Source organism: Rhodococcus sp. P4_B6 (assembly GCF_056402215.1).
In genome coordinates this window covers 1-24,445 of sequence record NZ_JBFUHV010000046.1, presented here as the reverse complement: position 1 = coordinate 24,445, position 24,445 = coordinate 1, and the positions used below count along the sequence as shown (strand labels likewise).

Below are 24,445 nucleotides of genomic sequence, written 5' to 3'. Positions count from 1 at the left end.
CCCTGGATACCAAACTCAGCCACGGATGCGGAGCGCCTCGGTGCCCGGCACGGAGTCGACGAGCCGGCGTGTGTAGTCGTCCGCGGGGTCGTCGAGAATCTGTGCCGTCGGACCGGATTCGACGACGGTCCCGTGACGCATCACCGTCACCGTGTCCGCGATCAGCCGCACGACTCCGAGGTCGTGCGTGATGAACAGATAGGTCAGCGAGTACGCGGCCTGCAGGTCCACGAGCAGTTGCAGGATCTCCGCCTGTACCGACACGTCGAGCGCGGACACCGCCTCGTCCAAAATGACGATCTCGGGGTTCAGGGACAGGGCGCGAGCGATCGCGACGCGCTGCGCCTGCCCGCCGGAGAGCTCCCCGGCCCGGCGGGAGGCGTACTTGCGGTCCAGTCGCACGCCGTCGAGCAGTTCCTCGGCGATCGCGTGCCGCTGCCTGCGGTCGATGTCCTTGCGGTGCACGCGCAGCGGCGCGGTGATCAGGTCGGCGGCCGAGAGCCGGGGATTCAGCGAGGAATACGGGTTCTGGTACACGAACTGCAGGCGCTTGCTCAGCTGCTGGCGGCTCCAGGTTTCGCTCTGCCCGAGGAGGGTGACCTCGCCCTCGTCGGGAGTGCGCAGGCCCGCGACGATCCGGGCGATCGTGGACTTGCCGGCACCGGACTCGCCGACGAGTGAGTGCGTGGTTCCGGTCGCGACGCGGAACGAGACGTCGTCGGCCGCGACCACCGGTTCAGTGCTGCTGTGCGCGGCGTGGAACGTCTTCGACACACCCTTCACCTCGATCGCGTACTTGGCGGAGGTGCGTTCAGCGGACGAGTGCGGAGTGAGCGTGCCGACCCGAATCGGTCGCGGCTCCAGGGTTCCGACGTGCAGACCGGGAGCGGCGTCGAGGAGCCGCCGCGTGTACGCATCTCTCGCGTGGTGCAGGAGGGTGTCGCTGCGGCCCTCCTCGACGACGACGCCGCTGCGCATCACCACAACGCGGTCGGCGCGTTCGAGCGCGACCCCGAGGTCGTGGGTGACGAGCAGGATGCCGATGCCCAGTTCGGTGCGGAGCCGGTCGAGGTGGTCGAGGATCTGCTTCTGCACCGTCACGTCCAGCGCGCTGGTCGGTTCGTCGGCGATGAGGAGCTCCGGCTCGCCGGACAGGGCGATCGCGATGAGCACCCGTTGCTTCATGCCGCCGGACAGTTCGTGCGGGTACTTCGCGTAGATGCGGGACGGATCCGGAAGGCCCGCCAGTTCCAGGAACTTCAGTGTCTGTGACTTCAGGTTGTGCCGCTGCGCCGAGGTCGTGAACGGAAGGAGGTGGCTCTTTCCGAGTCGGTTGCGCAGCGCGTCCTCCAGTTGCTTGCCGATCGGTTTGACAGGGTTGAGCGAAACGCCGGGATCCTGCGGGACGAAGCCGACATAGCTGCCCCGCAAGCGGGCAAACTTGTTCTGGCTCCACCCGGCGACGTCTTTGTCGCCGAGCAGGATTCGACCGCTCACCCGGCTGGTGCGTGGCAACAGGCCGATCGATGACCGGATGAGGGTGGACTTGCCGGAACCGGATTCGCCGACGATGGCGACCAGTTCACCGGCCTGCACGTCGAGGCTGATCCCGGAGACTGCCTTGGTCGCGCTCCGGCCGCGGCCGGAGTACCAGATCTCGACGTTCTCGAAAGACAACAGTGTCATCGGATGCCTCCGTCGCGTTGCAGTTCACGGCTGATGCGGTTGCTCGACAAGACCACCGCGAGGATGACGAAACCGGGGAGCAGAGCGATCCAGGGAGCGACTGCGAGGAGGTCACGGCCCTCGGAGACCAGCAGGCCCCATTCCGGTTCCGGTGGCGGAGCACCGAACCCGAGGAAGCCGAGCGCCGCAATCGCCAGGATCGAGGCACCGAACTGCAGCGGAACGAGGGAGACGACCGAACTGAGCGAGTTCGGCAGCACGTGGTGGGTGAGGATGGTGAGTCGCGGAGTGCCGATGCTCGCGGCGGCCTCGATGTAGTCGGCCTGGACGACACGCAGCACCTCGGCGCGCATCACCCGGGCGAAGTTGGCGACTGCGGAGACGCCGACGGCGATCGCCACGTTGATGGTGCCGTATCCGAGGGCGGAGACCACGACCATGGTGAGTAGCAGGCCGGGAACCGAGAGGAGGACGTCGACGACACGCATGATGACCAGTTCGACCGCGCCGCCCACGAATCCGGCGATCGCGCCGAGGGCGGTGCCGATGACGAAGGCGATGGCGACGGCGAGGAGTGTCGCACTGAGCGTGATCACCGCGCCGTGCACGGTCCGTGAGTAGATGTCACGGCCCAGACGGTCGGTGCCGAAAAGGTGTTCGGCGCTGGGGCCGACCAGGATCGCGGTGGAGTCCGGGAGGTACGGGTCCTTCGAGGTGAACAGTCCGGGCACAAAGCACCAGGCGACGGCCAGGGTGACGACCAGCACCGCCAGAACGAGACCCGGGCGGGACACGAGCGAGGGAAGCGCCCCGAACCGTCGGCGTGGCGGTGCGTCCGGTGAGTCGACCGGTGGCGGGAGGAGGAGGGGTGGTGTCGCGTCGAGTTCCGGGACGGCGGCCGGGACCGGGTCGGCCACCGGTGGCTCGGCCACGAGCGTGCGGTCGCTGTCGATCGTCATACGGACATTCCTTCGCGGGCGGCTTTGAGTCGAGGGTCGATCAGGGGATAGGCGACGTCGACGATGAAGTTGACAGTGACGAACGCGAGGGCGACGAACATGACGACGCCCTGGACGACGGGAACGTCTTGCGCGCGGACCGCCTGCTCGGTGAGTCGTCCGATCCCGTTGCGGGAGAAAATCGTCTCGGTGATGACGGCACCGGCGAGCAGTTCGCCGACGATGATGCCGCCCTGGGTGAGGGCGGGCAGGCTGGCGTTGCGCAGGACGTCGCCGTTGATCACCGTCGCCTTGCGCAGGCCCTTGCTGAACGACGTCAGCACATAGGGCGAGCTGTATTCGGTGGTGAAATTGCGCAACAGCAGTTGGGCGATGGGGCCGGCGACGGGGATCGCCAGCGCGAAGGCGGGGAGCACGAGCCCGTGCAGGCCGTCGCGGCTGATCGGAGGGAACCAGCCGAGCTGGAACGAGAAGACCCGGATGATGATGAGGCCCAGCAGGAAGCTCGGGAACGACACCAGCAGCGGCGGCAACCCGGCGATGAAGTTCCGCAGCCACGGGGACTCGATGTAGGTGGCGACCCAGGCGACCGCCAGCGCGATGAGCGCCGCGATTACCAGCGCGGCCACGGCCAGCACGACGGTCTTCGGGAGGGCCTCGGCGATCGCCGTCACCACCGGTTTGCCGTTCTGGACGGAAGACCCGAAGTCGAGATGCAGTGCGGCCCAGAGTCGGGCGAGGTACTGGACGAATACGGGGCGGTCGAAGCCGTACTGCTGCTCGATCTGCGCGTAGGCCTCGGGCGAGATGTCGTTGCGCTCTTCGGGGTTGAAGAGCAGTTCGACCGGGCTGGCGGGCAGCGTGTACAGCAGGATGAAGGAGGCGGTGAACGCGCCCCACACCACCACCAGGCTTCGTCCCAGTTTCAGGAGGACGTAGCGTGCCATGGAAATCCTTTGCGAGTGTGTGTCTACACGGCGTCCCGGGCCGGTCCGTAGGGGACCGACCCGGGACGGGTTGATCAGCTCTGGTCGATCCAGGTGCGGAGGAAGTGCAGCCGGCTGGTGGCGTCGAGGTCGATATCGTGGACGCCCTTCGACGCGGCCACCTGTGACGGCTCGAACACCGGGTCGTACAGAACGTACTCGTCGAGGACGAGTTCCTGCGCCTGTTCGGTCAGTGCGGCCCGCTGCGTCGGGTCCAGCGTGGACTCGAGTGCTTCGAGCGTGTCGGCGATCTTCTGCCGGTCGGGGAAGTCCGCGGGGATGCGAGCGGAGTTGCCCCGGTCAGGGTTGAAGTTGACGTTCAGGATCGCGGGATCGTTGCGGCTACGGTTGGTGTTGATCAGGTGGTATTCCTTGTTGACCTGGTCGGTCGGGATGTTGCTTGCGTCGAACTGGAAGTCGAGGTCGACGCCGATCTCCTTGAGCGACGCCTGGATCGATTCGTACGTGTATCGGCTGTTCGGGACCAGATAGTGCCCGGTCGCCTTGAGCGTCAGCTTCTTTCCGTCCTTCTCCCGGATGCCGTCGGCCCCGACCTTCCAGCCGGCCTCGTCGAGCAGCCGCTTGGACTCCTCGAGGTCGAACTTCAACACGTCGTCGGTGTAGTCGGTCGATCCTTGGACGTGTGCGGCGAGTACGGACTTCGCCTGCCCCTCGGACGGAGCGAGAACGGTGTCCTTGAACCCGGCGCGGTTGGTGGCCCGCACGATCGCGCGGCGGACGTTGATGTCGTTGGTGGGCTCGAGGCTGGTGTTGATGTTCCAGCCGAGATTGAGTCCGGCGATCGTCCGCGAGGTGATATCGAAGCCCTGCGCCTCGAGGACCGTCTCGTCGGTGGGGAGGATGTCGAACGCAGCCTGTACCTCTCCGGACTGCAGTGCGCCCGTGCGCACGCTCGCTTCGGGGATCGTCACGAACTCGACCTTGTCGAGGTAGGCCGGACCCTCGTGGTTGAGGCCGGGAGCGCCCCAGTTGTAGTCGGCGCGCTTGGTGAGCACCGTGCGCTCCTTGGGCGCGTACTCGGTCACGACGAAGGGGCCGGTGCCGACGATGTTCGTCGGGTCGAGCCGCTGCTCGGCGTTCGACGAGAGGGTCTTCTGGCCGATGATGCCGGGCTGGTTGTTGCCGGAGTACGAGATGAACTGGAGGAAGCTGGCCGACGGGGACTTGAAGACGATCTTGACGACGTTGTCGCTGACGACCTCGCTGCCCTGGTAGGACTTCAGGTGGGTGGCGCCGTTGGGCTTGATGCCGAGCGCCGGATCTCCGAAGACGTACTGGTCGAAGTTCTTCTTCACGATGTCGGCGTTGAACGGGGTGCCGTCGCTGAAGGTGACGCCCTCACGCAGCGTGAACGTGAATTCGGTGTTGGTGTCGTTGACCTCCCAGGCGGTGGCCAGCCAGGGACCGATCTCGCCGGTCTCCGGATCCTGCCAGGTCAGTTTGTCGAAGACACTGTTGCCGTAGTTGCTGGCCGCGAAGGACGTGTTCAGGTGTGGGTCGAGCGACTCGGGGGAGCTGAGAAGCGCGATCCGCAGGGTGCCGCCGCTCTGCGGATCGCCGCTTCCGGTGCCGCCCGCAGCGTCGACGGTGCTGCTGCATCCGGTCAGAGCGAGGACACCGGTCAGTGCGAGAACGCCGAACACGCCTCGGAATCRTCGGCGGCGCTCGCGCACCGGCCGTGGGGCGTGAACTGTTGTTTCCATGGGCAGGAATATATGGTCAAAGTGACTGGCGGGCACGATATTAAAGCGCAGTGAATCTAACGGCAATCGCGTGCGGCGACTCCTCTGCGTGCCGTGCCACGCCACAGGTTCTCAGTGGTGTGCCGCTGCCGCGATGTGTGCGAGCTGGGCTGCCCGCGAGTGTTCGTTCTGGCTCTGGATCTGAAGGAACTGCGCGGAACGGGCGTGCAGCGCAGCGGTATCGGTGTCGAGAATCCCCGATCCCGCCCGTGAGACGGTCAGTGCCCGGGCGATCTCGTGTAGCGAACGGAGTACCTCGACCTTCAGCGTGAGCCGGTCCTCGAAATACTGCGGGCCTTTCGGATCCGATGCCGCCCGATCGGTCAGGGAGTAGGCCAGTGCCCGATAGCGGGCGAACTGCGGTGCCCATGCCTGCGCTACTGCGACGGCCGCATCAGTGCCGGAGGCGTCCAATTCGTCGAGGATCGCGCGCGCCACCCCGAACACCTGCGGCCTGACGTCGCTGACGATGTTCTGATCACGGTGATTCCATTCGGATCTCGGGGTGCGTTTGACGATGTTCGACTCGGCGACGAAGGCTCCCTCGAAAGTGACTCGCCACGTGCGGCTTCCGTTGGCGGCGACGAGACCCAGCGGCTCGGCGCGCAACCGCTCGTCGTCGGCCGGGATCAGCGCGAGCAGCTGGGTCTCGGTCGTGGGGTCGATCGCGGCGACGGACAGCAGGGTGTTGAGCCCCCAGCCGCTCACCCAGGACACCGTGCCGGTGATCGTCCATCCGCCGTCGACCGGGGTGGCGCGGACATATCGGGTGGGGTAGTGCCGGGCGTCGCTGACCGCGGTCCCGGTGAGGATCTCCCCGCGTAGCACCCGCTCACCGAGTTCGCCGATCGGCTCGCCACTGTCGGCCAGATCGGTGAAGTGGACGATCAACCCCGTGTGCTGTGCCCAGGCGAGCCACGTGTTGAAGTCGCCGTAGGCGAGGTGCTCGTGGACCCGGCGTTCGGCGGCCTTGTCCAACTCGGCGCCACCGAACCGGGCCGGGGCCAGATGGTTGAGCAGCCCGAGGCGCCGCAGTTCCTCGACGGTGTCGGCGGTGAGGCCCTCGCGGTCGGTCTGCAGAGCCCGGGGTGCGAGCGTGTTATACGCGAAGTCCCGAACCTGCGCCACCAGTGGGAGCTCGTCGGCGGCGTCGACCCGGTCGGCGCTGCTCGCGTCGATAGACACGTCCAGGGTGGAGGTCATCGGGCGATGCCCGACTCGAAATCGTGGAGCAGCAACGCGATCTCGAATCCGCGGCGCTGGAGCCAGTGTGAGACGACCGCGGCGCGGGCACCGGTGAGGTCGTCGATCAAGACCACGCGCGCGCCGCGCACGGCGATGGTGCGGTAGGAGACCCCGAGCAGCTGTCCCCCCTCGGACGTGATCGATCCGGGTACGTGCCCCTGCTCGAACTCCTCCGGCGTGCGCACGTCGAGAAGGTACGTGGTGCGGTCCGGGTCGGCCGCCCACGCCTGCGCGGTCTCGACGTCGATGCGGGGGAACGTGTCGTTGGCGGTGATGGTCTCCACACGCTGTGCGGCTGCCTCCCGCGCGGCGTTGTCGACCGGTGCATAGACGGCGGTCGCGCCGGTTTCCAGCTCGAGGTTCTCCTCCTTCCACGCCCGGGTGCCGTCGTGCAGGTAGGAAACCTTGTTCGGGACACCGGAGTCGATGAGCGTCTGGGCGCCGATGATCGCGCGTGGCAGGCCCGCGCAGGAGACAACGACGTGGGTATCGGGGGAGGGCACGACGTTCGCGAACCGCAGCAGCAACTCCGCGCCGGGCACGCCGACCGCGCCGGGGACGTGGCCGGCGGTGAACTCGGGCAGGGTGCGGGTATCGATGACGACGACGTCGGCGCCCTGGTCCTCGAGGGTCTTGAGTTCGGCGGCGGACACCGAGGGGGTGTCGCGTTCGTCGCGGATTCCCAGAGAGAAGTCCTTGCCGGGGACGTCGAWGGTCGGCAGGTCCTCGGTGCCGTTCCGGGTCCACTCGGGGATGCCGCCGGCGAGGACGTGCACCTCGCTGCGCCCGGCCTCGGCGAGGCGCTCGGCGAGGCGCTGCGCCACGCCGTCACCGCCGTCGACGAGGACGGTCCGTACGACCGCGCGGGGCACGTACCGGTCGATCTCGGCCTCGAGGCGGTCTGCGGGAATGTTGGTGGCGAACAGCGGCGACGCGTAGCCGACCTCGTCACTCGGTCGGATGTCGAGGACGGCGAGTTCCGCATCGTCGGCCAGCCACAGCCGGAGGGTGTCGACGTCGATGGTCTTCTCGACGGTGGAGGCCTTGTCGATCGATGAAGTGCTCACGGAGTGTTGCCCACCTTCGCTGGTTAGCGGTTGGAATGATTCGCGGCGCGGCGGCCGATGGCCACACCGTAGCCCGGGTATCGGGCGCCGACGGTCATGAGAGCGATGCCCGAACCGTGCGCCCGCCCGTGACCCGCACCGATGCGCCGAGTTCGGAAATGAAATCACGCTGGTTCCAGTGTTGTCATCGGCTGGACGCGTAACGCGAAGGACCGGCGAGAAACACACTGTCCCATCAGTGTTCGGTATTTCAACCACTGCGATCGTATTCGTTGACGGGACCGGCGGTGAGTCGGTCAGATGGGAGGGACGCTGTGCCCCACGCTCGCCGACCCTGCGGCGAACCACCGGCGGCCCCCGGGGCGGCGCCCACTCGCGCCCAGCTGAAAGTGCTGCGGCGGAGTCGCATTGATGCTGCACCTATCAACATCCATCGAACGGAGGATTCGACATGAGCACCGGAACCGACACGCCGGCACGGCGACCACAGCGGAGGTTGACGCTCGCGGCGTCCATCGTCGGTGCCGGTGCGTCCAGGAAGGCGTGGAACTGGCCCGGCACCACGTGGAATCGTTTCGCGGACTGGGAGCACTATCGGCGGTCCGCCGAGATCGCGCGATCGGGAACCCTCGACGCCGTGTTCGTCTCGGATCATCCGGCGCTGCAACGCACCGCCGACAACGGGCCGAGCCACCTGTTCGACCCGATCGTGCTGTTCTCGGCTATCGCGGGTGCGATCCCGGACATCGGCTTCGTGCTGACGGCGTCGACGAGCTACAACTCGCCGTACAACCTCGCCCGCCGACTCGCCAGTCTCGACTCCATCGCGGGTGGACGGGTGATCTTCAACGCCGTCGCCAACTTCAACCCCGACATCGCCGCGAACTTCTCGGCGGACGAACTGCTCGACCGGGAGGACCGCTACCGCAAGGCCGACGAGTTCCTCCGGGTCGTCAAGGAACTGTGGCTGTCCTGGGACACCCCGGAGGGACCGGAGCCCACGGGTCCGCTGTGGGACGAGACGACGGCGCGAACGATCGACCATCACGGCGAGTTCTTCGACGTGCGTGGCCCCCTCAACGTCCCGGTCGGTCCGCAGGGACACCCGGTGATCTCGCAGGCAGGCGCCTCCGCGCAGGGTATCGACTTCGCAGGCAAGCACGCCGAGATCGTGTACGCGGCGCTGCTGGGGAAGCAGGCGGCACTCGACTACGCGGCCACACTCGACGCTGCCGCCCGCAGGCACGGCAGACCCGCCGACAGCATCCGGCTCTTTCCCGGCGTCAACGTGTACCTCGGCGACACCCGAGAGGAAGCGCTGCGTCGGCACGAGGTTTTCAGCGGCGCCGGCAGCGAGGACGATCTGATCGCCCGCTTCCTCGAGCAGCAACGCGTACTGAACCCGGCGTTTCCCCGGTCCGTCGACGTCGACCGACCGCTGAAGGCAGAATGGTTCGAGCCGCAAGAGGACCAGACCCGCCCTGTCGGCTTCAGCAGGGCGGTCCAGGATCTGGTGCGCACCGAGGAACCCACCACCCGGCAGATCATCCGACTGGTCGGTGGCGCAGGGGGCCATCGACTCGTCATCGGGACCCCCAAGGAGGTCGCCGACGCGCTGATCGACTGGTGGGCGGCCGGGGCCGTCTCCGGCTACAACGCCCACTTCCCCCTGCTGCACGACGATCTGGAGCGCTTCGTGCAGCAGGTGGCCCCGATCCTCCAGGCCGAGAGCGTGTTCCCGACCGAGTACGACTCGCCGACCATCCGTGGCCGCTTCGGCCTTCCCGACCCGCGCACCGCCCATTCCACCCAGGAGAACCGATGACCACCGATCTTGCCGTCGAACCCGTGAGTGCGAGTGCCCGCCCCACCGACGAGGAACTGCTCGCCAAATACCGCCCGGTGTTCGCGCGGATCGCCGAGGGGGCGCTCGAGCGGGAAACGAGTGGCCGCCTCGCCCTCGAGGAGGCCGGGTGGCTCCGTGAGGTGGGGTTCCCCGCGGTGCGGGTGCCGCGGGAGTTCGGCGGCGACGGTGCCAGCCTGCGACAGCTCTACCTGCTCGTCATCGAGCTCGCGGCCGCGGAATCGAATCTGCCGCACGCCCTTCGGGTGCACTCGCGGTTCGTGGAGGACCGCTGGCGCGAGCGTCACACCCCGCGTGGGCAGGAGTGGCTGCGCCGCATCGGTGACGGCATCGTGTTCGGCACCGCGGTCAGCGAACGGGATGGCACGTTCCAGAAGCCCGCGACGACGCTGCGCGAGGTGGACGGCCGCCTGGTGGTGAACGGCACCAAGTACTACAGCACCGGCGCCCTCTACGGGGACTACCTCACCGTCGCGGTGCTCGATGAGGCAGGCGACCGGCACACCGCCGTCGTCAAGGCCGACGCCCCGGGCGTCGAGCGCATCGACGACTGGGCCGGGTTCGGGCAGCGGGCCAGCGCCAGCGGCACCACCGTCTTCACCGACGCCGAGGTGGAGGGACTCGGTTTCCTGTTCCCGCCACCGGGCGGCACCGCCGGGCACCTCGCGCACTTCCAGCGGACGCACCTGGCGACGATCGCCGGCATCGTCCGCCGGGCGACGGACGAGATCGCCGACTTCGTACGCCGCAGGCACCGCACCTACCCGCAGGCGAAAGCACCTGTTGCCGCAAAGGATCCGCTGATCCAGCAAGTCGTGGGCCGTGCCGACGCCGCCGCCTACGCGATCCGCGCCACCGTCCTCGATGCCGCCGCGTCACTCGATGCCGCCGCCGAAGCCCGGTACGCGCTGACCATCACCCCGGAAGCGGAACGCACCCCGAAGGGGGAGGAGGAGGCCGTGGCGCTGGAATTGAAGGCGGAGCTGGACGCGTACCGGGCGCAGTCCATCGTGCTCGAGCTCGGGTTGAAGACGACGACGGAGATCTTCGAGGTGGGCGGTGCGTCCGCGCTGGACTGCAAGTATCAGTTCGACCGGCACTGGCGCAACGTGCGAACCCTCGCCTCTCACAACCCCCTGATCTACCGCGAGCAGCAGCTCGGCGACTATGTCCTCAACGGCACCCCGCCGGCATTCCTGTCGCCCGAGGGTGCGTCGGTGATCGGCACGCCGCCCGCGAGCTGATCTCGGGTTTCGGACCACCACGACGGTGCGGGTTGGGTTGGGCGCACTATGGCAGTGCGGGTTCGGGACTGCCCCGACCCAGCCTGCGTTGACACCCTGCGTCCCCAGGCTGAACAGGAATCCGAGGCTTGCCGCAACGGCGATGACGAACTCGCTCGTGTCGATCGATCCGATTACTTTCCGTGGTTCCAGGCGGCCGCTGGCGAGAATCGCCGGGGTGCCGACGGGACCCCAGCCGCCGCCTCCGGTCGCGTCCACGAATCCCGCGACGAGTCCGAGTGGGGCGAGGAAACGTTTGCGGAGCGGTTTCCCGAGTCGGTCGTGGGGGATGCCCTGGAACGTGAATCGGATGAGGATGTACAACCCCAAGGCGAGCAGGATCAATGCCATCACCGGTGCCGCTGCTTCGGTCGACAGATTCGACAATACCGTCGCGCCGATGAATGCGCCGATCGCTCCGGGAAGGGCGGTCCTTCGTACCACCTTCCAGTCGACGTTGCCGAATCGCCAGTGGGACAGACCTGAGATCAGTGTGGTTCCGATTTCGGCGAGGTGAACGGTGGCCGAGGCGGTCGCCGGATTGATGCCGATGGCGAGTAGCAGGGTGGTCGTGGTGACGCCATAGGCCATTCCGATGAGCCGAGTTGGAATTTGCCTGATCGAATTACTTGTAGTTCTTCGATTTGAGGGATCTGGCACGAAAGTGCCAGTGATTCTGCAGGATCCGCGGAGAGCGTGTGTCGCTCGGGGGTTCCACCCGGCCCCGGAATGATTGCGAAAGTGTCTGTGCCGAACAGCCATACACTCTCCTACGCCTGCGTGGCTGCGGAGATCCGGTCGTGCGGCACCGGCAGGCCGAGGTTGTCGCGTAACGTTGTTCCCGTGTACTCGGTGCGCAGCACGCCCCGGTCCTGTAGCAGCGGCGCCACGTGATCGACGAACTCGTCGAGGCCGGAAGGCACGAGGTGGGAGCCGATGATGAATCCGTCGGAGCCGTCGTTCTGCACGAACGCATCGATCTTCTCTGCGACCTGTGCGGCGGTGCCGACGATCGGGCCACGTTCGAACTGGTCGATGACGGTCTCCCGCAAGGTGAGCTTGTTCTCCTCGGACACCGCTCGCAGTCTTGCGACGGTCTCGAACCGGTCCTGGTACGTGAATGCGCGGCCCTGGATGATCGGTGGCGCGTCGGGATCCGGTTCGATGCCCGGGACGGGTCCGTCGGGGTCGAACGCGGAGAGATCGCGGTTCCAGATCTGCTCGAGCAGGATCAGCGCGGTCTGGCCGGTGACCTGCTGGTTGCGGACCTCATGGTACTTCTCCCACGCCTCGGCCTCGGTGTCGCCGAGGACGAAGCTTGCCGAGGGGAGGATCTTGATGTCGTCGGCGTTCCGCCCGAACGAGACCGCACGGGCTTTGATGTCGCGGTAGAACTCAGCGGCCTCGGGCAGCTTCCCGTAGGGCGAGAAGATCGCGTCGGCGTTGCCTGCCGCAAAATCGCGCCCCTGCGGCGACACGCCGGCCTGCAGCAGGACCGGTCGGCCCTGGGGGCTGCGCGGCACTGTGAACCGGCCGCGGATGTCGAATTGACTGCCGTGATAGTCGAAGGTTCCGGCGCCCGGACGGCGCAGGAAGCGGCCGTCTTCCTTGTCGGCCACGACGTCGTCACCGCGCCACGAATCCCACAGCTGCCGCACCACTTCGAGGGTCTCCTCGGCGCGCTCGTAGCGCTGCGAGTGGTCCAGGAACCCACCGCGTCGGAAGTTCTGACCCGTGAATGCGTCGAACGACGTCACCACGTTCCACGCCGCTCGACCACCCGACAGCTGGTCGAGCGACGCGAATTGCCGCGCGAGTTCATACGGCTCGTTGAACGTGGCGTTGATGGTTCCTGCCAGTCCGAGGTGATCGGTGACGGCGGCGAGGGACGCGAGCACTGTGAACGTGTCGGGGCGGCCGATGATGTCCTGGTCGAAGATCTGCCCGGCGCGCTCGCGCAGGGCGAGACCCTCGGCGAGGAAGAAGAAGTCGAACTTGCCGCGCTCGGCGGTCCGTGCGGTGTGTTCGAACGAATCGAACTCGATCTGGCTGCCCGCCCGGGGATCCCACCATGCGGTGTGGTGGTTGACGCCGCCGAGGTAAGCGCCGAGGATGGCCTGCTTCTTGGGTGTGCTCATCGGAACATGTCCTTGTCTGAAGGGTCGCGGGGTCTCAGGCGGCCGGGGTTCCCGTGGCGTACCGGTTGGGAACGTCGGTGGGTAGGCCGAGTAACCCGCGCAGGGAGGTGTCCGGATACGCGGTGCGGAACAGGCCGCGTTGCTGCAGGATCGGCACCAGCCGGGACGACACGGCGTCCAGATCGTCGACCGCGACACCCGGCCGCAACCGGAAGCCGTCGAATCCCAGCTGCTGCCATGCCGCGAGCCGGTCCGCGAGCTCGTCCGCGGAGCCGGTGAACACGGCGGCGTCCGAGGCGAACTCGATCCCGGCGAGACCGTCCAGGCGATGCAGCCGGGCTGCCCCGGATTCGCGGTCGTTGTCGAGGAACACCACCAGGTCGGCATAGACCCGGAGCGGCTCACCGGTGCGCCCGACCCGTTCGGACGCCGCGGCGACATCGGCGAGAACTGACTGCGCGTGGACGTCGTCGGCCGGGGTGACGAACACGAGGTCGGCACCGCGTGCCGCCAGTTCGTACGGCAGTGCCTGGTGGGCGAGTGCGGTGACCACCGGCTGCCCCTGCGGCGGTCGCGGTGTGATGGAGGGGCCGCGGACGCTGAAGTAGCGACCCTCGAAGTCGATGTAGTGCAGCTTGTCACGGTCGATGAACCGGCGGGTTTCGACGTCGCGGATCTCTGCGCCGTCCTCCCAGCTGTCCCACAGCCGGCGGACGACCTCGACGAAGTCGCCGGCCTCGTCGAACAGGTCGACCAACACCTGCGGCAGCGTGCCCTCCGCGATGGCCGCCCAGTCCTGCTCGGTGAGTTCCGGGACGGTGCGGCGGCCGAAGTGCGCGGCCTCATCGGCGTGCCCGGACACCGTGACCTGCCATCCCGCGCGACCGCGGGAGGTGTAGTCCAGGGTCGCGATGCCTTTCGACACGTGGAACGGCTCGGTGTGCGTCGTGGTGATCGTCGGGATCAGGCCGAGGTGCCGCGTGAGCGGGGCGATCCTCGCCGCGACGAGGTGCGCGTCGATGCGCGCCCGGACCCGGTCCACGGAGTCGGCCGCGTCGGGTGGGTGGCGATTCACCGGTGCCGCCAGACTGTCCTCGATGGTGACGAAGTCCAGCAGGCCGCGCTGCGCGACGGCAGCGAGGTCGGTCCAATAGGCGCCGGTGAACAACGCGTCCGGGTGCGAGTTCGGCTCGCGCCACGCGGCGGGATGCCAGCCCGCACCGTCGAGGGCGGCGGCGAGATGCAACGGGGTATTCGAGGTCATCGACGAAGTCTCCAGTCTCGGGAAGAGCAGTGACGGTGAAACGGCTCGGTCGCACCACGAACCAAGGGGTCTCTCGGTCGCTCCGGATGGTCGCGTGCGAGCCTACGGTTCGTCGTCTGTTCGAGCGCCCCTTTACTTCAGCTCGATCGAAACCTCGGCAGCCGAAGGTGCAGTTGCGCTGCATGTTTCCGATCGGGACGAATTAATGTCCGATCGCATCGAACTGTCCCACGTCAGGCCCTGTTTCTCGTCGTGGAGGACGGAGGCGGTGACCGAGCGACGGTGACAACCGGGGCTATTCTCTCGATGTCCGGATGCCGGCCACCGTCACTCGTCGCGTGCCAGGCATCCCTCTGGGACCGAAGTAGGGAAGGGGCGACATGACAGCGGCGAACACGGCCGTTAGTGCGGCCGAATCCGTGACCGCCGCAGACCGCCACCCATTTGTCGCTCGGGTGCGGGAGTACGCCGAACGAGTACTGCGCCCCGAAGCCCTGTCGACCGACCGTGACGGAGTCACCGGAGAAGTTATCGCCGAACTCGCTGCGCTGGGGCTCCTGAACCATCAAGCGCCGCGGGAATACGGTGGCCTCGACATCGACCGCAACACCGATCGCCGCCTGCACGAGATCATCGCCGGCGCGTGCTTCAACACGTGGCTCGTCTGGGCTCAGCACGCGCCGATGGCCGAGCGAATCGTGGAATCCAGGAAACCGGGCGAACCGGTGTCGGAGCTCGCCGAGCGAATTCTGCGTGGCGAACTCGTGCTCGGTGCCGGAGTCAGCGACGTCCGGAGGTTTCCCGACCATTACATCGCGGCGGAAAGGGCGAGCGGCGGCTGGATCTTCACCGGCGCCATCTCCTGGGTCAGCGGGTGGGGGCTCAACAACGCCCTGACTGTCGCCGCGGTGGAAAGGCAGACGGAGACCGTGGTCACCGCGCTCGTGCCGGTGAGCGACCGCACGCACAGCGTCGGCCCGCTCCGACTCGGCGCCGTCGCCGGCAGCAAGACCGCGCGGGTCGAGCTCGACGACGTGTTCGTACCCGACGAGCACGTGCTCTCCGCCCAATCGCTGGAGACCACGCGGTTCAATGACATCGGCACGGCGAGCGACGCACGCGGTCACCACTTCGGGCTTGCAGAAACAGTCCTCCGAGAGTTGGAGCAGTCCGGACACCCGCTCGCCCAGGACGTGGCGGCGACGTGGCGGCCACGCATCGCGCGGATTCGGAGCACCGCGTACGAGCTGTCCGATGAGGCCATTGCCGCGGGAGGCGGTCCGCATCGGATCGGCGAACGCCTCGCGACCAAGGTCGCCAGCGGCGAGGCGTTGTCCACGATCACCCGAGCTCTGCTCATAGCGCGGGCCGGTCGGGGACTGAGTGGCGACGACACGGCGCAGCTCCATGCACGGTCGGCGCTCTTCGTCCTGGTCCAAGGACAAACCACCGACGTTCGCCGAGCCCAGCTCGCCGAACTCGCCCGCTGATCACCACCACCGAACAGGAATCACCATCCCATGAGTCTCGAATTCCTCTGGTATATCCCGAATCAGGTGACGCCGGGACACCGCGGCGAGCCCGTCACGGTCGACCACAACAGCCTCGACACCCTCACGGCCCAGGCGGAGGCCCTGGAGGAACACGGCTGGAAGGGCGCATTGATCGGCACCGGTTGGGGTCGCCCGGACACCCTCACCGTCGCCACGGCCCTCGCTGCCCGGACGTCGACGTTCGAGCCACTCGTCGCGGTTCGGCCCGGGTATTGGACCCCGGCTCACTTCGCCTCCGCTGCAGCGAGTCTCGACCACCTGTCCGGTGGCCGGGTCCGGGTCAACATCGTGTCCGGGAAGGACAACCTGGGAGCGTACGGCGAACGCGAGAGCGACCAGGCCGCCCGCTACACCCGCACCAAGGAGTTCCTGCAGCTCGTCCGGAAGCTGTGGACGGAGGAGAACGTCACCTACCATGGCGAGCACTTCCAGGTCACCGACTCCACGGTGCTGCCCCGGATCGCGCCGCGCGGAGACCGGCTCCACCCGAAGCTCTACTTCGGTGGGGCCTCCGACGCCGCTGAGCGGGTAGCGGCCGCCGAAGCCGATGTCCAACTCTTCTGGGGCGAACCCCTCGAAGGGGTGCGGGAACGGATCGAGCGCCTGCGGGCGCTGAGTGAGGAACTCGGCCGAGAGCACGCACCGCTCGAGTTCGGTCTGCGGATCACCACCCTCGTCCGGGACACGACCGAGCAGGCCTGGGCCGAAGCGGAAGCGAAGGTAGCGGAGATGGCGAAGAACCAGGGTGCACCGGCCCAGAACCCGCACCGCCAGACCGCCGTGGGACAGCAGCGACTCCTCGACCTCGCTACTCGCGGCGAGGTGCTCGACGACAATCTGTACACCGCACCCGGCAAGTTCGGTGGCGGCGGCGCAGGCACCACCTGGCTGGTCGGTTCCCCGGAGGACGTCGCGAAGTCGTTGCGCAAGTATCAGGACCTCGGCATCACCCATTTCGTGCTGTCGGACACCCCGTATCTGCGGGAGATCGAACGTCAGGGCACTCAGCTGCTGCCGCTACTGGGGGAGTGAGCGCGGAAGCGCTAGCCAGAGGGGGGAACGAGCCTGGCGTTCACTGTCGCCCGCCCGAGCCGATGCCGCGGTTGTCGCAGCATCGGCCCGGGCGGGCTTTTCAGTTGTCGTCTGCCGAAATCTGCTCGGTCAGAGCTCGAGCCCCGTGCCGTGCACGCCGTGTTCCTCTATGAGCGCCAGTTCGTCGTCGGTGAGCGCCGGGAAGTTCAGGGCGGCGATGTTGTGGTCGAGTTGCTCGGTCGAACTCGCCCCGATCAGCGCCGACGTGACCTCCGGCCTGCGCAGTACCCACTGCAACGCGAGCTGGGCGAGTGACTGCCCGCGGGCCTCGGCGATCTTGTTGAGTTCGGCGGTGCGCTGCCGGTACGTCTCGTCGATCACATCCGGCGTCAGGAATGAACTGTTCTGCGCCCGTGCGTGTTCGGGAATCGTCTCCAGGTACTTGTCGGTCAGGAGGCCCTGCGCCAGCGGCGAGTACACGATGAGCCCGAATCCGTCCTGGTGGGCGGTGTCCAGCAGGCCGTTCTGTTCGGGGCGCCGGTCGTAGATCGAGTAACGCGCCTGGTGGATGAGCAGCGGGACACCGGCCTGGCGGAGCAGTTCGGCGGCCTCGTGGGTGCGATCGGGGAGGTAGTTGGAGATGCCGACGTAGAGCGCCTTGCCCTGCTCCACCGCGCTGACCAGTGCACCGACCGATTCTTCCAGCGGCGTGCTGAGGTCGGGGCTGTGGTGGTAGAAGATGTCGACGTAGTCGGTGCCGAGGTCGCGCAGACTGTGGTCGAGCGAGGTGAGGATCGACTTGCGCGAGCCGCCCTTGAGATAGGGGCTCGGACCGATCGGATTGCCTGCCTTGGTCGACAGGATGAGTTCGTCCCGGTAGGGCGCGAGGTCCTTCGCGAGAACCCTGCCGAAGTTCTGCTGGGCCGCGCGGTGCGGTGGGCCGTAGCGGTCGGCGTTGTCGAAGTGGGTGATCCCCAGGTCGAATGCGTGGAGGATGATCTCCCGCTGGGTCGCAAAGGCGTAGTCGCTACCGAACTTCTGCCACAGGCCGAACGAGAAGGCAGGCAGATCGAGGCCGGAGTTTCCGGAGCGACGGTAGGGGACCTTCTCGTAGCGGTCCTCGGCGGCGGCGTAGGTGAGGTCGAAGGGGCTGGCGGTCATCGGTGTCGACTCTTCCGTTCTGATCGGTTGTTGTTGTGGGTCGGTGGTCAGAAAAGGCCGGTGGTGGGTGGTTCCTCGCCGGTCAGGTGGTAAGCCCCCGCGATCGCCTGCTTCCACTGCCGCGGGTTGTGATTGGCGGCCGTGCGCGCGTTGCGCCAGTGCCGGTCGAATCCGAGGTCTCGATTGGTGATGGAGCCACCGCCCACGTCGAAGAGCAGTTCCGCAGCCTCGAGCGCGGACTCGATTGCGATCGCGCTCGCGTGCGCGACGTGAACCGCGGCAGCAGCACCGGCGGTGCGTGCGGCGGGCCCGGTGAGTCCCCGGACATCTTCCAGTGTCTCGGCTGCCAACAGCACGACGGCCCGCGCCGCCTGGGCGCGGCCTGCGATCTGCCCGATTGTCTGCCGCACATAGGGATCCTCGACGCTGGTGTCCGCGGAGCTGTGCTTGATCGGCCGGGCCTTCTCCCGCACGTACCCGACCGCGTCGTCGAGGGCTCGCGCGGCCACCCCGGCCTGTATCGCCGCGAGATAGAACTGCGCGAAACTGCCGGTCCACGGGTTGTCCGGCTGGGCCCGATCGGGGAAGGTCACTTCGTCGTCGGACACGCGCACGTTCGTCAGACGGGTCGTACCACTGGCCGTGAGCCGCTGGCCGACGGCGTCGAAGTCGTCGAGCCGCTCGACCCCCGGGCGGTCGACGGGAACCGTGAAGCGAACCACCGTGCCGTCCTCGGCCAGAGCTTGTGACGAGAACCAGGATGCGTACAGCCCACCGGTCGAGTAGTACTTCTCGCCGTCGACCACCCAGCCACCACCCTCACGCCTGGCCGTGGCGTTCACCTGTCCGCTTGCGCCTCCGGTTCGCTCATTGCTCGTTCCGGCGAACAGATCCCGGTTGCGCAGCCGCGTCAGAATCACGTCGCGGTGCGGCAGATCGGGCCGACTCGATATCTGCTCGGCGACGAGGAAACTGCTGCGCAATGCCTGCGCCACACTGGAGTCGGCGCGCGCCACTTCGATGACGACGTCGGCCACATCACGCAGCGAACCACCAGCACCACCGTCCTCCCGGGCGACGCCGACCAGCACGATCCCCGCGTCGGCGAGTGCACGGACCTCGCCGAAAGCGTAGTCGCGCGCCTTCTCCCGCGCCCCGGCGGTATCGCCCAGACGGCGCAGGACGGGGCGGACTGCAGCGCGGATACCCGCCACGGTGAGTCCGGAGACCGATGTCGCTTCGATCGACTCGTGTTCCGGGTACACAGCGGTCATGACAACGCCTCCACGGTGTCGCGCAGGCCGAGGGATGCCCGCAGCGTCGGTCCTGTCGAGGCGGACAGCAGCGGCACGAGCGTGCGTACCGCGGCCAGGACGCCGTCGACCCCTCCGGTGGGTACCAGCTCCACAGCGTCCAACTTGTCGCGGTCGATCCAAGCGGCGAGCTCGTCGGCCAGTGTGCGTGCACTGGCGCCGGCGGACAGCGTCACACCGACGCGCCCGATGAGAGCGACGTCCTCGCGCTTTCGGCCGGCCTGCTCGAGGCCGGCAGTCAGAGCGAGGTCTGCGCCCGCCGACTGCCCCCGATCGACGACCACGGCGTCGGCGGACCGTGCCACTGCCGCCCAGCCGAGCACGTCCAGGTCGGCGGCGACGACGACCGGGCGTCCCTCCAGGGACGATGGGCCGTCCAGTGGCCCCGCGACTCGGTAGAAGCGGCCTTCGTGGTCGATCGCCCGGATCAATGCGTCGTCGACGACCAGTGCGCGTTCCTGGTCCCCGATCAGCGCGTCCCGGGGGAAGGATTCCCACAGGCGCGTGAGGATCTGGGCGTATTCGGACCAGCGCTCCACTGGAGCGGCGGCGACCGGGTCCGGCACGGTGGCCGCACTCACCTCGTCGCCTGCGCCGGGGCGCAGGACCACACCGACCCGGCCGGCGGTGGCGCGGTCGAACGACAGGACGCGCCGAGCCACGTTGTACGGCGCGTTGTGGGTCGTCGGCACCTCCACGAGGTAGCCGATGTCGCCGAACCGGCCGGCGAGATACGCACCGGCCACGCTCGGGTCGATCGCTCGACGGCCACCGGCAGTGTCCAACAGGCGCAGCGCGGCGACGCCGGCCTCCCGCGCCGCCTCGGTGACCGTGACCGCCGCGGCCGGCGAGACGGGGTCGAAGCGGTCGGGCTCGGCACCAGCGCGTGCGTCGCCGACGGCGAGGTCGATCAGGATCGGGGTACTCATGTGTTGCCTCTTCTGGTTTCTGAGACTGTTCAGGGAGCGGCTTGGAGAGGTCCGCGGTCCCACACCCCGGCCGGTAGGTCGGGGACGTCGAGACCGAGGTGGTCACGCAGGGTCGTTCCGTCGTACTCCGTGCGGAAGAGGCCGCGCCGCTGCAGCTCGGGGATGAGGTGGTCGGCGAAATCGTCGAAGCCGGAGGGCAATACGTCGGGCATCACGTTGAACCCGTCTGCGGCGCCGTAGTGGAACCATCGCTCGATGTCGTCGGCGACCTGCTCGGGGGTGCCGACCACGATTCGGTGCCCACCACCCCCCGACAGCTTCTTCAGTAGCTGTCGCAGGGTCGGGTTTTCCCGGTCGATGATGTCCTTCACGACCCGGTAAAAGGTCTGTGACCCGCCGGCCTCGTCCGGTTCGGCGAGCAGCTCCGCAGGAATCGGTTCGTCGTCGGCAAGCCCGTCCAGCGAGAAGCCGAGTTGTCCCGCGAGCCGGCCGCGCGCGTAGGCGTCGGGGAGCAGGTCGTCCAGCAGCTCGCGCCGCTCGATCGCCTCGGCCTCGGTACTGCCGAGAACAGTCGACAGTCCAGGCAGGATCACGATCTCGTTCGGGTTCCTGCCGAAACGCCGGGCACCGTCGCGTAACTCTGTGCGGAAAGCCTTCGCCTTCCGAATGTCCTGTTCGGCGGAGAAGACGACCTCGCCGACGCGCGATGCCAGCTGCTTGCCGTCGCTGGAGCCTCCCGCCTGGACGACGACCGGGCGACCCTGGGGTGAGGGGAATTCGGTTCTGGCGGCCCATGCGGCGACGACCTGTTCCACGAATTCTGCTGCCCGCCGGTAGCGGAGGCCGTGGTCCGGCTCACCGGTGCGTCCGAAGTTGCGCGCGGCGATCGGCCCCGCCGTCGTGACGACGTTCCAGCCGAACCGGCCACCACTGAGGTGATCGAGGTCGCCGAGTCGTCGGGCGAGCTCGACAGGATCGTTGTAGGACGATGACAGCGTCGCAATCAGCCCGATCCGCTCGGTCTGTGCAGCAACCCGCGCCAGTACCGTGGTCGGCTCGAGGTTGTTGCCTGTCCGGTGCGTGATACTCGGGTCGAGCGAAGGTCCGTCAGCAAGAAATACTGCGTCGAGCTTGGCGGCCTCCGCCTTCTTCGCGATCGAGGTGTAGTGGTCGATCGTGTAACTGGCCAGGCCGTCCGTCGCTGGGAATCGCCACGATCCACCGAACACCCCGGCGTTGAGGATATTGACGTTGATGTGAAGCCGGCCGCTCACTCGGTGGTCCTTTCATCGATGACGGGTGTGGATCGATCGGATCACTGTCGTCGAATGGCCATGGAATGGGAATGGTTCGAATCGTGCAGATTCACTGGAAAGAGTCTTAAGCCCGCACCGCGCCGGTCGCATGGTCCTCGATTCCGCGGTCGACCAGAAGTGGCTGTGGAACGACGTGCTGTGGCAGCGGAACGTCTACCAGCGGTGGTCGGACCGGACTTGTGGCACTCGCCTACGCTTCGTGTCCACTGACACCAGTACAGACCTGAACTGAAGGGAAGCTCACAGCGGCGAGGTCGCGAACGAAAAGGGGCCGCGGGCCGCCCCCGGTGCAAGGCCCTGCGCGCGACGATTCTGTTCGTACACCGATCGTCGAGTCGTCGGAAAGCGGGGTCGATTCCCCCAGGTAAAGGGCCTAGGATTGGGACCTGTCGGGCGGCTGTCCGGCGCTTACGCTCGGGCAGGAGTGGCCGATGACGAATGCAAAACCGCAGCCGATGGCATTGGGTGATGATGCCGCGCGCACTCTGGCGAATGCGACCAAGTCCATTCCGCAGATGGAGTCGATCACCCCACGGTGGTTGGTGCACTGCCTGAGCTGGATCCCGGTGGAAGCCGGTATCTACCGGTTGAACCGGGTGGTGCATCCGGAGTCGGTCGATATCAAGTGTGACAACTTCGACGAGTCCCCGCTGCCGGAGACGTTCGTCGATTACGAGAAGGAACCGCGGGAGTATCGGCTCAAGGCCGTGCACACCATTTTGGACGTGCACACCAGGGTGTCCGACCTCTACTCGAGCCCGCACGACCAGATCGCGCAGCAGCTGCGGCTCACCATCGAGGCGATCAAAGAGCACCAAGAGGGCGAGCTGATCAACAGCCCGGACTACGGGTTGATCGCGAATACGGCGAAGAAGCAGAAACTCTCCACGGTCGGTGGGCCCCCGACGCCGGACGATCTGGACAACATGATCGCCAGGGCGTGGAAGGAGCCGGCCTTCTTCCTGACCCATCCCGAGGGGATTGCAGCGTTCGGCCGGGAATGCACGCGCCGCGGTGTACCGCCGCCGACCGTGAGCATGTTCGGTTCCCAATTCGTGACATGGCGGGGCATCCCGATCATCCCTTCGGACAAGGTCAAGGTCGAGGGCGGGAAGACGAAGTTCCTGCTGATCCGAACCGGCGAGTCCCGCCAGGGCGTGGTCGGTCTGTACCAGCCGGGCCTGGCCGGCGAGCAGGGGATGGGCCTGTCGGTGAAATTCATGGGAATCGACCGCAGCGCAATCGCGTCATATCTCGTCTCGCTGTACTGCTCGCTCGCGATCCTGACCGACGACGCTATCGCCTTGCTCGAGGACGCGGAGGTGGACAAGTTCCATGACTACGCCCCCTCATACCGGAAGTGAGCCGGACGACCAGCCAGGTTTCGGCGGATGGGAACTGCCCGACGAAGCGACGTTGAACAGGCTGGCCGGCGAATATTTCTCGCGCCTACCGGGGTCGGGTGCCGCCGCGTCACCGGCAGCTGCCGCGACAGACGGCGCGAGTCAGCCGGGCCAGGTGCCGGGCGCGTCGCTGGATACGGTCACCGTTCCCCAGGGCTTCGAGAGCCAGGTCCCCGTCGCGCCGGCGTCACCGACCGGCCCGCCGGGCGGATCATCCGCGAATAGCGCCGCAACGTCGTATGGCGCCACCCCAGCCGAGATCGCGGCGCCGTGGATAGACGAGGGTGTCTCACCGTCCGAACTGACCACCGAACTCCCAGGTGTGTCCACGGACGCCCCTGCATCGTCGTCGTTCTACTTCCTCGACCCACCGAACGGTTATCGGCCCGGGTCGGGCGGTGTCGACACGAGTCGCGGGTACACGATCCCCGTCTCGGCACAAGAGATTCCCGCGGTGTCCGATCGGGCGCGCGCGTCGATGTCCGCCCCATCGTCCTCCGACGTGGGAGCACCGAGCTTCTACTTTCTCGACCGAGGCACGGCAGGGGCCGACACTGCGCCGCAGATCGGACGGGCCGGGCCGCACGGACCCGCCGTGGCGGATGCGCATCCCGGATTCGACGTCAACGCGGTTCGACGTGATTTCCCGATCCTGGGCGAACGAGTAAATGGATATCCGTTGGTGTGGTTCGACAACGCCGCCACGACGCAGAAACCGCAGGTGGTGATCGACCGGATCAGCTATTTCTACGAACACGAGAATTCGAATATTCATCGCGCCGCACACGAATTGGCTGCGCGTTCGACCGATGCCTACGAGCAGGCACGGCAGACGGTGGCACGGTTCATCGGTGCCTCGTCGGCGGAGGAGATCGTCTTCGTCCGCGGCGCCACCGAGGCGATCAACCTGGTGGCGCAGACGTGGGGACGTAAGAACATTCGCGAGGGCGACGAGATCGTGATCGCGCATCTCGAGCATCACGCGAATATCGTCCCGTGGCAGATGCTGGCGTCGGAGACGGGCGCGGTGATCCGGGTGATCCCGGTGGACGACTCGGGGCAGTTGATGATGGGGGAGTACACCAGGCTGCTGTCGGACCGTACGAAGCTCGTGGCCGTGGCCCAGGTGTCGAATGCGCTGGGCACGATCACCCCGGTGCGCCAGATCACGGAAGAAGCGCACCGTGCGGGTGCGATCGTCTTGGTCGACGGCGCGCAGTCGGTGCCGCACACCAGGGTCGACATGCAGTCGTTGGACCCGGATTTCTTCGTCTTTTCCGGGCACAAGATCTTCGGCCCCACGGGGATCGGCGCGTTGTACGGCAAGTCCGACGTACTGGCGGATACCCCGCCGTGGCACGGCGGGGGGAACATGATCACCGACGTGACCCTCGAGCGGTCCACCTATCAGCTGCCACCAGGGAGGTTCGAGGCCGGTACCGGAAGTATCGCCGACGGAGTGGGGTTGGGTGCTGCCATCGAG

At 67.2% G+C, this 24,445-nt stretch carries 18 protein-coding genes and 1 pseudogene; 6 read left to right on the top strand and 13 right to left on the bottom strand.

The annotated features are described in order from the left end of the window. Positions 1-15: 15 nt before the first annotated feature. The 6 genes from AC1DWT_RS22085 to AC1DWT_RS22060 form a co-directional block, all read right to left on the bottom strand. Entirely contained in the window at positions 16-1,686 is a 1,671-nt protein-coding gene (locus AC1DWT_RS22085; RefSeq protein ID WP_206012510.1) for an ABC transporter ATP-binding protein, read from the bottom strand. Next, a complete protein-coding gene (locus AC1DWT_RS22080; RefSeq protein WP_206012509.1) occupies positions 1,683-2,645 on the bottom strand; it encodes an ABC transporter permease in 963 nt (320 codons plus the stop codon). The genes AC1DWT_RS22085 and AC1DWT_RS22080 overlap by 4 nt, the downstream gene beginning before the upstream one ends. Continuing rightward, complete coding sequence (locus AC1DWT_RS22075; protein WP_095863850.1) at positions 2,642-3,592, bottom strand: ABC transporter permease; 951 nt, start codon at positions 3,590-3,592, stop codon at positions 2,642-2,644. The genes AC1DWT_RS22080 and AC1DWT_RS22075 overlap by 4 nt, the downstream gene beginning before the upstream one ends. Positions 3,593-3,666: 74 nt before the next feature. Next, the gene (locus tag AC1DWT_RS22070; RefSeq protein ID WP_477922209.1) at positions 3,667-5,295 is read right to left on the bottom strand and encodes an ABC transporter substrate-binding protein; all 1,629 of its coding nucleotides are present in this window, start codon (positions 5,293-5,295) and stop codon (positions 3,667-3,669) included. Between the two features lie 171 nt (positions 5,296-5,466). Then, positions 5,467-6,597 (bottom strand): acyl-CoA dehydrogenase family protein, encoded by a 1,131-nt coding sequence (locus AC1DWT_RS22065; RefSeq protein WP_072941279.1) that lies wholly within the window; start codon positions 6,595-6,597, stop codon positions 5,467-5,469. Then, positions 6,594-7,706 carry a rhodanese-like domain-containing protein gene (locus AC1DWT_RS22060; RefSeq protein ID WP_477922206.1) on the bottom strand — a complete coding sequence of 371 codons (1,113 nt, stop codon included), beginning with the start codon at positions 7,704-7,706 and terminating at the stop codon, positions 6,594-6,596. The genes AC1DWT_RS22065 and AC1DWT_RS22060 overlap by 4 nt, the downstream gene beginning before the upstream one ends. A 451-nt stretch (positions 7,707-8,157) precedes the next feature. On the opposite strand from AC1DWT_RS22060, the gene AC1DWT_RS22055 reads away from it, so the two are divergent. Together AC1DWT_RS22055 and AC1DWT_RS22050 are read left to right on the top strand one after the other, a co-directional pair. Next, a complete protein-coding gene (locus AC1DWT_RS22055; protein ID WP_206012507.1) occupies positions 8,158-9,531 on the top strand; it encodes an NtaA/DmoA family FMN-dependent monooxygenase in 1,374 nt (457 codons plus the stop codon). Further along, entirely contained in the window at positions 9,528-10,814 is a 1,287-nt protein-coding gene (locus AC1DWT_RS22050) for an acyl-CoA dehydrogenase family protein (RefSeq protein WP_206012506.1), read from the top strand. The genes AC1DWT_RS22055 and AC1DWT_RS22050 overlap by 4 nt, the downstream gene beginning before the upstream one ends. Before the next feature lie 66 nt (positions 10,815-10,880). On the opposite strand, the pseudogene AC1DWT_RS22045 reads toward AC1DWT_RS22050, so the two are convergent. The 3 genes and pseudogenes from AC1DWT_RS22045 to AC1DWT_RS22035 form a co-directional block, all read right to left on the bottom strand. After that, positions 10,881-11,444 (bottom strand): annotated as a pseudogene (locus AC1DWT_RS22045) (sulfite exporter TauE/SafE family protein); the annotation flags it as partial. 179 nt (positions 11,445-11,623) lie between these two features. Further along, positions 11,624-12,991: an NtaA/DmoA family FMN-dependent monooxygenase gene (locus AC1DWT_RS22040; protein WP_206012505.1), complete on the bottom strand. Its 1,368-nt coding sequence runs from the start codon at positions 12,989-12,991 to the stop codon at positions 11,624-11,626. Positions 12,992-13,025: 34 nt separating this feature from the next. Further along, on the bottom strand, positions 13,026-14,255 hold the full coding sequence (locus AC1DWT_RS22035; protein WP_206012504.1) for an LLM class flavin-dependent oxidoreductase: 1,230 nt from the start codon (positions 14,253-14,255) through the stop codon (positions 13,026-13,028). 380 nt (positions 14,256-14,635) lie between these two features. On the opposite strand from AC1DWT_RS22035, the gene AC1DWT_RS22030 reads away from it, so the two are divergent. Continuing rightward, positions 14,636-15,745: an acyl-CoA dehydrogenase family protein gene (locus AC1DWT_RS22030; protein WP_206012503.1), complete on the top strand. Its 1,110-nt coding sequence runs from the start codon at positions 14,636-14,638 to the stop codon at positions 15,743-15,745. Positions 15,746-15,775: 30 nt separating this feature from the next. Beyond that, positions 15,776-16,840, top strand: coding sequence for an LLM class flavin-dependent oxidoreductase (locus AC1DWT_RS22025; RefSeq protein ID WP_095863858.1), 1,065 nt, complete (start codon positions 15,776-15,778; stop codon positions 16,838-16,840). 129 nt (positions 16,841-16,969) lie between these two features. Here the strand turns inward: AC1DWT_RS22025 and AC1DWT_RS22020 are convergent, their stop codons facing one another. From AC1DWT_RS22020 to AC1DWT_RS22005, 4 genes are read right to left on the bottom strand one after another with little or no spacing between them, the layout of a single operon-like run. Further along, positions 16,970-18,001: an aldo/keto reductase gene (locus AC1DWT_RS22020; protein WP_072941267.1), complete on the bottom strand. Its 1,032-nt coding sequence runs from the start codon at positions 17,999-18,001 to the stop codon at positions 16,970-16,972. A 47-nt stretch (positions 18,002-18,048) separates the two neighbouring features. Beyond that, a complete protein-coding gene (locus tag AC1DWT_RS22015; protein WP_206012502.1) occupies positions 18,049-19,275 on the bottom strand; it encodes an acyl-CoA dehydrogenase family protein in 1,227 nt (408 codons plus the stop codon). After that, entirely contained in the window at positions 19,272-20,243 is a 972-nt protein-coding gene (locus tag AC1DWT_RS22010; protein ID WP_206012501.1) for an LLM class oxidoreductase, read from the bottom strand. Before AC1DWT_RS22010 ends, AC1DWT_RS22015 begins: the two co-directional genes overlap by 4 nt. Positions 20,244-20,272: 29 nt before the next feature. Beyond that, positions 20,273-21,517 (bottom strand): LLM class flavin-dependent oxidoreductase, encoded by a 1,245-nt coding sequence (locus tag AC1DWT_RS22005; protein ID WP_206012500.1) that lies wholly within the window; start codon positions 21,515-21,517, stop codon positions 20,273-20,275. A gap of 473 nt (positions 21,518-21,990) precedes the next feature. Between AC1DWT_RS22005 and AC1DWT_RS22000 the strand changes: the two genes are divergently transcribed. Then, positions 21,991-22,923 carry a family 2A encapsulin nanocompartment shell protein gene (locus tag AC1DWT_RS22000; protein WP_072941258.1) on the top strand — a complete coding sequence of 311 codons (933 nt, stop codon included), beginning with the start codon at positions 21,991-21,993 and terminating at the stop codon, positions 22,921-22,923. Next, positions 22,895-24,445, top strand: a 1,551-nt coding sequence (locus AC1DWT_RS21995) for an aminotransferase class V-fold PLP-dependent enzyme (RefSeq protein WP_477922202.1), incomplete at its 3' end; no start/stop codon positions are given. The genes AC1DWT_RS22000 and AC1DWT_RS21995, both read left to right, overlap by 29 nt.

Bases quoted from the DNA above. Each gene is read 5' to 3' on its own strand.
- AC1DWT_RS22065 (WP_072941279.1), bottom strand. From the start codon at position 6,597: ATGACCTCCACCCTGGACGTGTCTATCGACGCGAGCAGCGCCGACCGG.
- AC1DWT_RS22020 (WP_072941267.1), bottom strand. From the start codon at position 18,001: ATGACCGCCAGCCCCTTCGACCTCACCTACGCCGCCGCCGAGGACCGC.
- AC1DWT_RS22080 (WP_206012509.1), bottom strand. From the start codon at position 2,645: ATGACGATCGACAGCGACCGCACGCTCGTGGCCGAGCCACCGGTGGCC.
- AC1DWT_RS22040 (WP_206012505.1), bottom strand. From the start codon at position 12,991: ATGAGCACACCCAAGAAGCAGGCCATCCTCGGCGCTTACCTCGGCGGC.
- AC1DWT_RS22050 (WP_206012506.1), top strand. From the start codon at position 9,528: ATGACCACCGATCTTGCCGTCGAACCCGTGAGTGCGAGTGCCCGCCCC.
- AC1DWT_RS22015 (WP_206012502.1), bottom strand. From the start codon at position 19,275: ATGACCGCTGTGTACCCGGAACACGAGTCGATCGAAGCGACATCGGTC.
- AC1DWT_RS22035 (WP_206012504.1), bottom strand. From the start codon at position 14,255: ATGACCTCGAATACCCCGTTGCATCTCGCCGCCGCCCTCGACGGTGCG.
- AC1DWT_RS22085 (WP_206012510.1), bottom strand. From the start codon at position 1,686: ATGACACTGTTGTCTTTCGAGAACGTCGAGATCTGGTACTCCGGCCGC.
- AC1DWT_RS22030 (WP_206012503.1), top strand. From the start codon at position 14,636: ATGACAGCGGCGAACACGGCCGTTAGTGCGGCCGAATCCGTGACCGCC.
- AC1DWT_RS22000 (WP_072941258.1), top strand. From the start codon at position 21,991: ATGACGAATGCAAAACCGCAGCCGATGGCATTGGGTGATGATGCCGCG.
- AC1DWT_RS22010 (WP_206012501.1), bottom strand. From the start codon at position 20,243: ATGAGTACCCCGATCCTGATCGACCTCGCCGTCGGCGACGCACGCGCT.
- AC1DWT_RS22025 (WP_095863858.1), top strand. From the start codon at position 15,776: ATGAGTCTCGAATTCCTCTGGTATATCCCGAATCAGGTGACGCCGGGA.
- AC1DWT_RS22055 (WP_206012507.1), top strand. From the start codon at position 8,158: ATGAGCACCGGAACCGACACGCCGGCACGGCGACCACAGCGGAGGTTG.
- AC1DWT_RS22075 (WP_095863850.1), bottom strand. From the start codon at position 3,592: ATGGCACGCTACGTCCTCCTGAAACTGGGACGAAGCCTGGTGGTGGTG.